8 protein-coding genes and 1 pseudogene are annotated in these 12,601 nt (G+C 69.0%); 6 read left to right on the top strand and 3 right to left on the bottom strand.

What is annotated here, in order from left to right; genetic code table 11:
* Window positions 1–67: 67 nt before the first annotated feature.
* From IGS69_RS35305 to IGS69_RS22310, 3 genes and pseudogenes are all read right to left on the bottom strand, one after another.
* Complete coding sequence (locus IGS69_RS35305) at window positions 68–172, bottom strand: DUF7848 domain-containing protein (RefSeq protein WP_456300664.1); 105 nt, start codon at window positions 170–172, stop codon at window positions 68–70.
* A 136-nt stretch (window positions 173–308) separates the two neighbouring features.
* Window positions 309–1,967, bottom strand: a complete 1,659-nt coding sequence (locus IGS69_RS22315) for a recombinase family protein (RefSeq protein WP_190902305.1) — start codon at window positions 1,965–1,967, stop codon at window positions 309–311.
* A gap of 56 nt (window positions 1,968–2,023) precedes the next feature.
* Window positions 2,024–2,531: pseudogene (locus IGS69_RS22310) on the bottom strand (DUF255 domain-containing protein); the annotation flags it as partial.
* 447 nt (window positions 2,532–2,978) lie between these two features.
* Here IGS69_RS22310 and IGS69_RS22305 point away from each other — a divergent pair.
* The 6 genes from IGS69_RS22305 to IGS69_RS22280 all read left to right on the top strand — a co-directional run bounded on the left by IGS69_RS22305 (window position 2,979) and on the right by IGS69_RS22280 (window position 12,590).
* Window positions 2,979–3,722, top strand: coding sequence for an NUDIX hydrolase (locus IGS69_RS22305; protein WP_190902304.1), 744 nt, complete (start codon window positions 2,979–2,981; stop codon window positions 3,720–3,722).
* Window positions 3,723–4,886: a 5'-methylthioadenosine/S-adenosylhomocysteine nucleosidase family protein gene (locus tag IGS69_RS22300; RefSeq protein WP_190902303.1), complete on the top strand. Its 1,164-nt coding sequence runs from the start codon at window positions 3,723–3,725 to the stop codon at window positions 4,884–4,886. It abuts the gene before it with no gap.
* On the top strand, window positions 4,883–6,865 hold the full coding sequence (locus IGS69_RS22295; protein ID WP_190902302.1) for a hypothetical protein: 1,983 nt from the start codon (window positions 4,883–4,885) through the stop codon (window positions 6,863–6,865). Before IGS69_RS22300 ends, IGS69_RS22295 begins: the two co-directional genes overlap by 4 nt.
* Before the next feature lie 26 nt (window positions 6,866–6,891).
* Entirely contained in the window at window positions 6,892–7,425 is a 534-nt protein-coding gene (locus tag IGS69_RS22290; protein ID WP_190902301.1) for a hypothetical protein, read from the top strand.
* Between the two features lie 235 nt (window positions 7,426–7,660).
* On the top strand, window positions 7,661–10,858 hold the full coding sequence (locus tag IGS69_RS22285) for a tetratricopeptide repeat protein (protein WP_190902300.1): 3,198 nt from the start codon (window positions 7,661–7,663) through the stop codon (window positions 10,856–10,858).
* Between the two features lie 529 nt (window positions 10,859–11,387).
* Window positions 11,388–12,590 (top strand): IS110 family RNA-guided transposase, encoded by a 1,203-nt coding sequence (locus IGS69_RS22280; RefSeq protein WP_385865423.1) that lies wholly within the window; start codon window positions 11,388–11,390, stop codon window positions 12,588–12,590.
* The last annotated feature ends 11 nt before the right edge of the window (window positions 12,591–12,601 follow it).

Genomic DNA, 12,601 nt, shown 5'->3' with positions numbered 1-12,601 from the left:
TCTTGCTCGCCGTCACTCAGCGGGCCGGGGTCGGTCAGCGCGCGTCACGCGCGCGTGGTCGGTGTACTCATGCCGGAAGAGGTTGTGGCCGGGGTGCAGCCGTATGCATCAGCGCCCAATCTTGGGTGGCCCCGGGATCACCCTGCGGCGCGGACGACTCGCCGCACCCGATGTACGTGCAGAACAGTTCCGCCGTAATGCCGCCCTCAGACGCGTGCTGGATCGTGCACTCGGAGACTGGGGAGCAGATTGCCTACCGAACAAGGGAACAAGGTCGATCCCGAAGGCTCAGCCTTGTTTTTCGGAACTCACTTCTTGATGGTTGTGTCCTTCTTCGACAGCCAGTCGAACTCAAGCCGTTCCAGGATCGGGGTGTGATCCCCCTGACGTGCGGCGGGCTTGACCAGGACGCCCTTCTTTCCAAGGGCGCACTTCAGGAGCATCCGCCTGTCCGCCATGTCCGCCGCTTCCCATGCCCCACGCAGGGTGGCAACCTGGGTGAGCGGCGATAGGTCTACCTCCGCGTCCAACGCGTCAAGGGTCTCGGTGGTGCTCTCGATGACGGCGCGCTGCCCTTCGCTCAGTTCCTCGAAGCGCTCTTCGTCCATCTTCCCGTACACGTAGAAGTCGTCTTCGAGCTTCTTCACACGACGCTGGGCCGCCTCAAGGGCCTTCTGAGCCTCGTCCTTCTTCGCCTGCGTTTCGGGGTCCGCGAATGCAAGCCACCGGCGGGCTATTTCGATGACCACCGGGTCACCGGGCTCAAGGGCGGTGATGTGGTGGATCCAAGCCTGTCCGACCGCATGGTCGATGCGGTCGGCGAGGGTCACCACTCCCTCGCAAATCGCTTTGCCCCGCGTTTGCCGGACCTCGCACCGGTAGCGTCCGCCACGATGGCTCATCGAGCCGCCACACGGTTCAAGCTCGCCCGTGCCCTCCTTGTCCCGCAGCCGCCCGCATCGATAGCTCCCCGTCCCCAGGTACTTCGCTTCCGGCTTCCCCTTCGCCCACCGGTCATCGGTCCGTTCTGCGATGAGGGCCTTGATCTTGAACCACTCGCCCGGCGTCACAACCCCCTTGCCACAGAAGACGACTTCGCCCCTCTCGTCGCGCAGAGGCTCGCCGTACCCCTCCCAACTGTCCAAGTGGTTGCCGTGCTCGTCCGTCTTGCGCCGCCGGACCGGAACCATGCCCGCGAAGAGCGGGGACTGAGCCAGCTTGCTCACCGCCGTGGGCGACCAGGTGGCACCGCTCCGGGTCCGGTACCCCTCCTCATTGAGTTGGTGGGCCGTGTCCTTCGTCGTCCTCCTGTCGAGCAGCAGATCCGCCAGTCTGCGAGCCGTGCCGTACTCGTCGGGATGGGGTTCGACCTTGCCGCTTCCAGGGGCACTGTAGAGACCGAACGGGGGCCTACCCGTTCCTCTTCGGCCTTCCGCCTTGTGCGAGTCATGGCCGATCTTCACGCGCTTCGCTATGTCCTTCGCTTCCTCCCTGGCGCGTTCGCTCAGGATCGCGAAGACCATGCGGCCACCCTGTGATGAGTCCAGCCCCTCGGAAACGGAAACGAGCCGCGATTGCCGACGGTCGAACTCATCGAGCATCCGGCCCACCGCCCCCATGCCACGCCGGTCGAAGCGGTCTGTCTTCCACACGCCGAGCGTCTTGGACTTACCGTCCATGATCGCTTGTGTGGCCTTCTCGAACTCGCGACGTCGCACGTAGGACTTGGAGGCTGAGAGCTGCTCGAACCAGACGTGCCGGATCTGAAGGCTGTTGGTCTGAGCCCATCGCACCACGTCTCGCACGTGCCCCCGCAACGTGGCCAGGTCTTCCTTCTTGTTGCTTCGTCGCAGGTAGGCATCCATGAGTCCGGACGGCTCCGCCGTCGCGGGCTTGTCCAGTCCCAGGGCTTCCAGTTCCTCAGGGCTGAGCCCCAACCCGACCAGCGTCGCGTGATCCTCGCGCACCACAACCCCCTCTGCTCTCAGGTGAAATGGTACGGAAGTGTTGGACCTTGGACAGCTACTTTCTTGAAGTGCGGCACGATCCAGTAGCGGTCGACGAGTAGCGGGCGAAGCCGCCCCCGAGCTGGCCATACATCCCGCCCCGGGCCATCCGCTCACAGGCGTCCCGCGCCATCTGCAGGGCGCCCTCGGCACCGGTGCGGGCGTAATGGCGCAGCGGGAACTCCAGCACCATGGACAACGGGAACTTCGGCACCCCTCCGAAACCGCAGCGCTTGCGGGTCGTACTCCCGCGTCAGTCCGAGCAGCGCCTGCGCGAGCTCCTCCGCACCGGGGGCCTGCGCGTCACCGTAGGAGATCTCCCGCTCGGCGAGATGCCGGACGATCTTCTCGGCGCTCGGTCACCTCGTCCCGCCGCTCGTCCCACGCCTGGTGCACCTGCCGGAACGACGGTATGCCCTGGCGGGTAGCGGGCGGGAAGTAGGTACCGAAGTAGAACGGCTCGGCGTCCGGAGTGAGGAACACGGTAATGGGCCAGCCGCCCTGCCCGGTCGCCGCCTGCACGCCTCCATGTAGCGGCACAACCGACTGGCGCGGCTCCTGGCGCCGGCACGGTGAGGGCCACCGCACCCTTCTCGGTCACGGTCGATCTTGGAAACACGTAAGGACGGAGAGGGCCCCTGTGTTACATCTGACCGATGGCGCTCGAATCAGTCGTCGTTCGCTGGAGATCGGAGCCCCCCGGCCTTCGGGGCGACTGGACCACCCTGCCGATGCCATGCCGGTCCGTGAGCCATCGTTTAGCCGCGCCCGATCAGGAACCGGTCGAGGTCGCACCGACGGAAGATCTCAAAGGAGCGGCTCCTTACGCAGCCAGCCCGAGTTCAGCATCTGGTCGCGGTTCAGCGCCGCGAACGGGCTACGGCTGCCCCGCTCTGCCATTTCCGCTAGCGGAGGGTCACTCCGCAACCCCCTTCTTGTGTAAGTGACAGTAACTGAAGTACCTTGCTGCGCATGCAAGATGAGGCATGGTCACCGCCTGCTGTCCTACTGACGGTCGATCTCGTGATCCTGACGCTGCGCGAGAGTCGTCTGCATGTCCTCTTGGTGGAGCGGGGCGAGGACCCCTTCCGGGGCATGCTCGCGCTGCCCGGAGGATTCCTCAGCCACGATGGCGAGGAGATCCTGGACGCCGCCCACCGCGAACTGCGTGAGGAAACGGCGCTGACCTCCGACTCGGTGCACCTTGAACAGTTGAACGTGTACGGAAGCTCGGGTCGCGACCCGCGGGGCCGAGTCGTCTCGGTAGCTCACCTGGCGATCGCACCAGGGCTGCCCGACCCTGTCGCGGGGACGGACGCCACCGACGCCGCGTGGATTCCCGCAGAAGCCGTCCTGTCCGGCGAGGTTGCCCTCGCCTTCGACCACCGTCGAATCGCCGCGGACGCGATCGAACGCGCGCGCACCAAGATCGAATTCTCAGCGCTGGCGACTGCGTTCTGCGGGGAAAGCTTCACCATCGCAGAGCTTCAGCAGGTGTACGAGGCCGTCTGGGGCACCCCACTCGACACCCGCAATTTCTATCGAAAGGTCCAAGCCGCGAAGGGATTCATCGTCCCCGCCGGCACGGACCGCAGGACCACGAAAGGACGGCCCGCACGGCTGTACCGGGCCGGCCCGAACACCGTGCTGTTCCCACCGCTGATCCGACCCACGCCATCTGAGACGGAAGAGAACACGAGAGGGGAAGAGGAGTAGATGCCGAAAGGCCCGGTGGTGATTCTCACCGCCCTCAATCTTGAATATCAGGCCGTGAGCCAGAGGCTGGCAGGTCTTCAGGTGCATCACCATGAGCGCGGTACCCGGTTCGAAGTGGGCACCGTACGCGGCACATCGTGCCGCGTAGCACTCGGCCTGACCAACAAGGGGAACCATTCCGCGGCGGTGATCGCAGAACGCGCGATCCAGGAATTCTCGCCAGTGGCCGTGGTGTTCGTCGGCGTCGCCGGCGCCCTGTGGGACGCCACCAGGCTGGGTGACGTGGTGATGGCGTCACACGTGTACGCCTACCACGGCGGGACCAGCGAGGACGACGGGCTCAAAGCCCGCCCCCGAGCGTGGGAAGCGCCGCACGGCATCAGTCAGGTCGCGTCACACCTGGCCCGTCTTGACGACTGGGCCGACCCGACCCCCGGTCACGAGGATGGACCGCAGGTGCGTTTCGGAGCGATCGCCGCCGGCGAGATCGTCCAGAACTCGCGGCTCTCGGCCGAGGCGAAATGGATCAGACAGCACTACAACGACGCACTCGCCATCGAGATGGAGGCGGCCGGTGTGGCCCAAGCCGGCCATCTCAGCGGAGCGCCGGTGGCCATCGTCCGGGGGATCAGCGACCGGGCGGACGGCACAAAGAAGAGCTCGGAGGACCGCCACTGGCAGCCGCGGGCCGCGGCGAACGCTGCGGCGTTCGCCATCCGATTGGCAGTGGAACTGATGCGCGAGCAGGAGGAGACCGCAATGCCCCAGGATGACATGGCCCCTTCGGCCGATCGGTTCGATCGGGGCGTCAGCAACACCGTCCACAACAGCACCGTCGGCATCATGGCCGGCTCAGTCACGGGCAGCAGTGTCCGCATGAACGCGGCCCCGAAGGCATCCGGCCCGACGGACCTGATCACGGAACTGAACAGCTTCCGCAATCAGCTGGGGTGGCACCGCACCGAAGGCGTCCTCGACGAGGACAGCTACCGGGAGGCCCTGACCGATCTCGACTCCGCCCTCCGGTCGGCCGGGGAGCACACCCCTGAATCGTCGAAACGGACGGTCATGACGCTCAAGAGGCTACGTGGACTGGTCGCGGAGTGCCCCGCGCTGGTGGCAACGTTGGCCCCCATGGTTGCTGCGGCGGGTGACCTGGCATGAACCACAACGACGGTGCCACATACAGCTCGGCCGCGTACAACTCCACCATTGGGATCCAGGCCGAGACCGTACACGACTCCAACATCTACATCGTCCACCCGGACGCCTCACCACAGGAGAGGTACCGGGTCGGCCTACAGCTCCTGAAGGACGGCGTCCCCAGCCGCGCCCGAGAAATGATCACTGATGCGATCGCCCGCGGCCACGACAGCGCGGAGGTTCGGTTCCATTGGGTGCTCGCCATGCTCAGCTCACGCACGCACCACGACCTGAGCACCGAAGAGGTCCAACAGCTGCGCTACACCTCCAGGCTCGTACGGACCTACCCCAAGGACGTGTGGAAGGAAGCCCTGCGCGTCGCTTTCGACCTTCTGGCGGTACTCAGCACCACCGGCAGCGAGACCGGCCCCGTGCTGAAACAGCTTCAGGACCTGCCGCGCCGCCAGCACGACGCGATCCTCCGCCACCTCGACCTCATGCTCACCGGAGGGCTGAAGGATGACCTGTGGGCGGAGACCCTCGAACGGGCCCATGCGGAACGCTTCGGCAATGACCGGGGCCGACGGGTCTGGGCCTACTTCGCACCCATCCCGATCGGGCCGCGGGCCCTTCCGCCGCGCCCGAGCACTGCTGCCGCAGCCAAGGCGGCCCTCCCTGCCCGGGCGGCCCTGTTCGTCGTCAGCAGTGCGCTCCTCTGGGTCCTGGCACTGATCGCGGATCCGGCCCGGGCGATCGTCGAGTTACCGGTGGCACTCGGTGCGGGCCTGGCTGCGGCCCGCTTCGGCGTCCGGTGGTGGGGCCGGAGGCCCAAGCCGGGTCTCGCGGCCGGGGCCCGCGTCCCGCACCCGCGCGACCCCGCCTCCGCCGAGGACGGGTTCACCAAGCGCGTCCGCCATTCATTCGATCACTACTTCAGTGTTCGCAGGCCGCACGGGTTCACTTGGGACGCCTGGCTCGCTCACACTGCGCAGATCCGCAGCGGTCTCGCCGCCGAGATCGCGGACCTCTATCGGGAGAGCCGGATTGGTGTGGAGCGGGTCGACTGGCTGATCCGGTACCTCGCCGAGAACACCCGAGATCGCTACAACAACGGCACCTTGTCCGATCAGCACAGCCAGGACCGGACCCCGGGCAGGACGAAGGCTCTGACCATTGCGGCCCTCGCGGTTCTCGGTGCGGCGGCTCTGTCCGTGTTCGGCACGGCGGCCTCCGGGGGCGCCCAACCACAAGCTCTGTGGGCGTTTTTGGCCGTGCTCGGTGCGGCCTGGTCCGGGCACGCGACCGCCTACCGATGGCTGGAGGTACGGCGTGAAGAGCACCGGCTGGACCGGGAGGCTCAGCAGTACACGGAGAATCTGACCGCACGACAGATCGCCTACCAGCGCTGGCAGTCGTTTCTGGACGCCACGCGCCCCAGCGAACTGGAGATGGAGACCTGGCTCGCTTGCGATAAGTCGACGTTCATCGATGAGGCACTCCGGCACCACCGGCTCACCTGGCGCGACCTGATCACCCACACCATCCTGGTAGCCCCGGCTCCTTCGTACAAGCGGGGCCGGGTCCGAGGCGGCCCATGGCGGTACTCGCACTACGTATTCCGCCTGTTCCTGTTCACTCAGGACGGTATCCGCGAGATCAGCGCCGAGTTCAACTTTTCCGACGCGACGCGCAGGAACGAGCAGCGGAGCAACTACCGGTTCGACTCACTGACCTCCGTGCAGGTGACGGAGACCGCCGACATCGGCTACGACCTGGAGCTGGTCCTCACCAACGGACCGGCAAGGAAGATCCGCGTCAAGGACGCCGACGCCCATCAACTGGCACCCACCGAGGATTCCCAGGAAATCGCCGAGATCAACCTCAGCGCGGCCGGCTCCACCCACACCTTCCGCCTCCTGGAAGGGATAGCGGCGGACGGAAAGAGCTGGCTCGAACGGCACGGCCCCGACAGTCTGGCGCCCTTCCAGATCGCCGTCTGATCCTTGACTCGACCACAGGAGTGCCTGTGACCCGCACGGATGATGTCACCGAGGGCAAGATCCTTCTGGCCGAGTACGACCGGCTCAAGGAAGAACAGAAGACCCGTATAGGGTTTCGCGACAATCTGCTCTACTTCACGCTCGCCGCAGCCACTGCGGTCGTGGCGATCACCGCCCAGACCGGACAGTCCCGGCTGTTGCTCTCCGTCCCTGCGATCTGCCTGATCCTGGGCTGGACCTACCTGGTCAACGACGAGAAGATCTCGGCGATCGGCTGCTACGTCCGCGACCAGCTAGGACCGCGCCTGGCGCAACTCACCTCCGCCGACGGCGCAGTGTTCGGCTGGGAGGTCTACCACCGCAGCGTTTCGGGCCGCACCGTGCGCAAGCGGCTGCAGACTGCGGTGGACCTGTTCACGTACCTGGTGCTGCCCATGGTCTGCACGGCCGCCTTCTGGTGCTCTCCCGTCGTTCAGCCGCTCCTCGTGCTCGCCTCTCTCGGGCAGACGCTCGCCCTGGCCGTACTGGGCTGGCAGTTCCTGCGTCGTACGGAGCGGTAGCACCAGGCCCCGACAGGCACGTGAACGACACTCAGGGCGCCTTGTACGAGTCCACTGGCACCAGAGACAGCTGCCCTGCCTCACAGCGGCCACCGCGCCGCGGAACGCGCCCCTCGCTCGCGCGGGCCGCTCGTAGGCCACCGGACGGCATCCGTTGATCGTCGCCCCCTCGCGCTCATGCCTCCCACCAAGGACACTCGTAGACACAGGAGTTGCCGCCGGAGGGGGACCTGACATGCGGGACAGTCATCGGGTGGAGGCCGAGCGGCTGTTGGCGCGGGCCGTCGAGGAGGAGGTGCGCCGCTCGGGCGGGCGCAGCGACGGGAACGTGCTGCTCGCGCGGGCGCGCGGAGGGCTCGACACGATGGCGCAGAGCGCGCGCGAGGAGTACGAGGCCTACACGCGCGCCCTGGACGAGGCGGCGGCCGGGCAGCTGACCTTCGGGCAGCGTTACGCCCGGGAGGGTGCCGGGACACCGCTGCTGGTGGCCGGCGTGGCGGCGGTCGCGGCCGTGGTCGCCGACATGGCGCTGGGCACGGGGACCGGGACCGCCCTCGGGGCGGGTGTGACGGTCGGTGTCGTAGGGGCGGCGGCGACGGTGGTGAAGGTGGTCGGGTCGCATGTGCCGGCCGCGAGCCGTCGCGCCGGGGCCGTCAGCCAGCCCGGCGGGCCCGAACAGTTGCGGCTCCAGTGGCTGACGGCGCTGGAGGTGCGGGGCATCCGGCCGTTCCTGGACCAGCAGCGAGTGCTCGCCGCCTCGACCGGGCCGAAGAAGACGGCACCACGGCTGCGGGGCGCGGACAAGAGCGCGGCGGCGCGCGGGCGCAACGTGCTGGAGCAGTCCTTCGCACAGCTCCCCGGGCCGGCGGAGCCGTTCGCCGGTCGGCGGCACGAGCTGGCGCAGATCCGGCAGTGGGTGCAGTCGGCCCGGGCGAGCACGGACACGCAGCCGACCGTGGTCGTGCTGCACGGCACGCCCGGCAGCGGCCGTACGACGCTCGCGGTGCACGCCACGCACGATCTGAAGGACTACTTCCGCGGTGCCTGCGTCGTCGACCTGCGCGCCGACGGACCGGGCGAGTCCCCGCTGCCGACCCGCGACGCCCTGCTGCATCTGCTGAACCGGCTCGGCGCACCCCGCGAGCAGCTGCTGTTCCGTGAGCGCTCCTCCCCCGACCAGCAGGTCAAGCGGCTGAGCGAGTTGTACCACCAGCATCTGACGGGCCTGCCGGTCACGGTCGTCCTCGACGACGCCTCGGACCCCGAGCAGATCCGCGCCCTGGTCCCGGAGCGGTCCGACAGCCTGGTGCTGGTGACCGCGCGGGGCCCGCTGGAGCTGGAGGGCCTGCCCGCGCGGGTGCACCAGCTGGCGGTCGCACCCCTGGACGCCGCGGGCGCGGAGGAGCTGCTGGGCGCGGCGGCGCAGGATCGTTCCGGGCCGTACGACGCGGAGTCCGCGGACCGGGTCCGGGAGCTGTGCGGCGGGCTGCCGCTGGCACTGCGCATCGCCGGCTCGTGCCTCGGCCCCCGCTCGCCCCGCGCCCTGGCCACCGACCTCGAGGCCTACGGCCCGGTCGAGCCGGTGGAGCGCGCCCTGTGGCTGCGCTACACCGACCAGCCGGAGACCGTACGGCGGCTGCTGCGCCGGCTGGCCCTGGCCGGACGGGCCTCGCTCGGGGCCGCGGCGGCCGCCGCGCTGCTGGCCACGGACGAGGCGGAGGCCAAGCGCCATCTGGAGGTCCTGACCCGGGCCGGTCTGATCGACCACGTCCGGGGCGACCGCTACCGGCTGCACGACCTGGTCCGTTCCTTCGCCCAGGCCCGCCTCCTCGACGAGGAGGATCCGGCCGAGCGAACGGCGGCGCAGGAGCGGCTGATCGTGAACTACGCCGAGCTGGCCGACTCGGTGCTGCGGATGGTCGACGGCAACATGTCGACCCGCACCAACCGCTTCAGCCCGTACGGCTTCACCTCCCTGGACGAGGCGCTGCGCTGGCTGGACGACGAGTCGAGCTTCATCACGGCGGCGCTGCGGCATGCCGAGGGCGTGGACCAGGCGGCGGTGCTGAATCTGCTGGGCGCGCTGTGCGACTACTGCCTGCTGCGCGGCGACCTCTACCGCCTGGGCGAGATCAGCGAGCTGGCGCAGGCGGTGGACGAGGGGCTGCTGGTCCGCTCGGTGCAGTGGCGCACCGGCATCGCGGCACGGCAGCTGGGCGAGCTGGACAAGGCCCGCACGACCCTCGCCTCGGTCGTCGACCTCTACCGCGAGGCCCACCACGACGCGGGTGCCGCCCGCGCGCTGTGCTCCCTCGGCATCACCCTGCACCACCAGGGCAATCTCACGGAGGCATCGGCGAAGCTCCGCGAGGCCCTCGCCCTGCAGTCCTCGCCCGAGCTGGCGACGGACCGGGCGTGGACCATGCACGCCCTGGCGGCGGTGGAACGGGACCGGGCCCGGGTCACGGAGGCGCTGGACCTGCTGACCGAGTCGCTGGTGCTGCACCGGGCGGGCGAGTCGGTGCACGGCCAGGCGTGGGCGCACTTCCAGCTCGGCCAGCTGGGCCTGCGCATGGGCGATGTCCCGCGCGCCGAGGCGGAGCTGCGGGCGGCCCTGGAGCTGTACGGGCGCACCCGTGACGCCCGGGGCGAGGCCTGGGCCCTGACACAGCTGGCCCGGGCGCTGCTGGTCGCGGGGGACGCTTCCCCGGCGGTGGAGGAGCTGCGCGGAGCGGCCGCCCGGCACCGCGACAACGAGGACGCGCGCGGTGAGGCGTGGACGCTGTACTACCTGGGCCAGGCCCTGGAGGAGACGGGCGATCTCGATCAGGCCGTCCGCGAGCTGGAGCGCGCCCGCACGATGTTCTCCCGGATGCGGGACGTCTACGGCCTGGCCTGCGCCCGCCACCACTCGGCCCGCGTCACCCGCGACCAGCGGGCGGCCCAGACCGGCTCCCTGCGCAACTCGGGCTTCGCCCGGCAGCTGCTGGTCGACGCCCGGGCCGACTTCCAGCGCATCGGCGTCGCCCACGGCGAGGCCTGGACGTGCCTGGAACTGGCGGTCGTGGACGCGGGCAACGCCCGCACCCAGCAGGCGCTGACCCTGTGCGACGCGGCGATCGAGCTGTTCGCCTCCTACGGCGACCGCCGGGGCGAGGACTGGGCCCGCTTCCTGCGCTGCACGCTCCTGCCCTACGCGGCCCCGGGCGGCATGGAGGTGGGTACGGCGGTGGCCCAGGAGGAACTGACCCAGCTGTCCCGCACGAGCCACGACCTGCGCGACCGGAAACTGGACGACTACCTCGACGCGTACCGGCTGCTCCTGGAACGCGGCGTCACCCTGGAGGCGGGCTGGCAGGCCTGGCGCCTCGGCATGGTGCCGAACCGCCACGCACGCGAGGTGATGGGGGTGGCGGTGGAGTCGAAGGCCTAGGTCGTATCCGCATGGACCCGGGGGCCGGCCCGGCGCGGGACCCCGTCGGGTGCGAGACGCACCCGCCGGCGGCACTCGGTGCCGGCCGGTGGGGGACCGCCCGCCGGCGGCGCTCGGTGCCGGCCACCGACGGGTGGTACCCCCCTGGGGGGCGTCAGCCCTGCTTCTTGGTGCCCTGGCCGGAGGGCTCGGCGGCGTAGACCCGGGGGCCGGCCCGGCGCGGACCCCGACGAGTGTCAGACGCACCCGCCGGCGGCGCTCGGCGCCGGCCACCGACGGGTGGTGCCCCCCCCATTACCGTCTTCGTAGCCCCGCAACGGGGTTACCGGCCTTCGGAGTTGGCATGACTACCTCCCCTTGTCGAGTGCATGGCCTGGGGGGTGGTGTCACCAGCTCCGGAGGCACTGACAGACCGCTGATTAGGGGCATGACCACCGACTTCTTCGCAGGTCGGGAGGCTCTTCGTAATGTGGATGTGGCGATCAGTGCCGTGGCAGGGCCGGACGAGTACGACCGGAGGACACCGCACGTGATCGACACCGGCGACATCGACGTCTACCTCGGCCTGGACGTCGGCAAGGGCGAACACCACGCCACCGCGCTCACCCCGGCCGGGAAGAAGACCTTCGACCGTAGACTGCCCAACAGCGAACCCAAACTCCGCGAGGTCTTCGCCAAACTGCAGGCCAAGCACGGCACCGTTCTCGTCATCGTCGACCAGGTCGCCTCCATCGGCGCCCTGCCGCTGACCGTCGCCCGCGAGCTCGGCTGCCATGTCGCCTATCTGCCCGGCCTGACCATGCGGCGGATCGCCGACCTCTACCCCGGCGAGGCAAAGACCGACGCGAAGGACGCGTTCATCATCGCCGACGCCGCCCGGGCAATGCCTCACACGCTGCGGTCGGTCGACCTCGACGACGAGACGATCGCCGAGCTGCAGATGCTCGTCGGCTTCGACGACGACCTCGCCGCCGAAGCGACTCGCCTGTCCAACCGGCTGCGGGGCCTGTTCACGCAGATCCACCCGCATCTGGAACGGGTCCTGGGCCCGCGCATGCAGCACCCGGCCGTGCTCAGGCTGCTGGACCAGTTCGGCTCGCCGGCCCAGATCCGCAAGGCCGGACGCCGACGGCTCGTCACCCTGATCCGGCCGAAGGCGCCCAGGATGGCCGAACGGCTGATCGACGACGTGTTCTCCGCGCTGGACGAACAGACCGTCGTCGTCCCGGGCACGGATGCGGCCGCGCTGATCGTCCCCAGCCTCGCCTCCTCGCTCCAGGCCGTGCTCGACCAGCGCAAACTGCTGGCCCACCGGATCGAGGAACTCCTGGAGGCCCACCCTCTTTCCAAGGTCCTGATGTCCATGCCCGGCATCGGCATCAGGACCGGAGCCCGCATCCTCATCGACGTCGGTGACGGCACCGCGTTCCCGTCCGCCGCCCACCTCGCCGCCTACGCCGGCCTCGCTCCGGCGACCCGGACCTCCGGGTCCTCCATCCGCGGGGAACAGCCCTCACGGAGAGGAAACAAGCAGCTCAAACGCGCCTTCTTCCTCTCCGCGTTCGCCGCACTGGCCGACCCGGCCTCCCGCACCTACTACGACAAGAAGATCGCCCAGGGAAAGCACCACACCCAGGCCATCCTCTGCCTCGCCCGACGCCGAGCCGACGTGCTCTTCGCGATGCTCCGCGACGGCACCTTCTACCAACCACCAACCCCGACCACCCCTTGACCAAAGTCATA

Origin of the sequence: Streptomyces tuirus (assembly GCF_014701095.1) — a bacterium.
GTDB lineage: Bacteria > Actinomycetota > Actinomycetes > Streptomycetales > Streptomycetaceae > Streptomyces > Streptomyces tuirus.
This window is presented reverse-complemented; position numbering and strand designations above follow the sequence as displayed.

Excerpts from the sequence above, each read along its gene's own strand:
- IGS69_RS22305 (WP_190902304.1), top strand. The coding sequence starts at position 2,979 with ATGCAAGATGAGGCATGGTCACCGCCTGCTGTCCTACTGACGGTCGAT.
- IGS69_RS22300 (WP_190902303.1), top strand. The coding sequence starts at position 3,723 with ATGCCGAAAGGCCCGGTGGTGATTCTCACCGCCCTCAATCTTGAATAT.
- IGS69_RS22295 (WP_190902302.1), top strand. The coding sequence starts at position 4,883 with ATGAACCACAACGACGGTGCCACATACAGCTCGGCCGCGTACAACTCC.
- IGS69_RS22285 (WP_190902300.1), top strand. The coding sequence starts at position 7,661 with ATGCGGGACAGTCATCGGGTGGAGGCCGAGCGGCTGTTGGCGCGGGCC.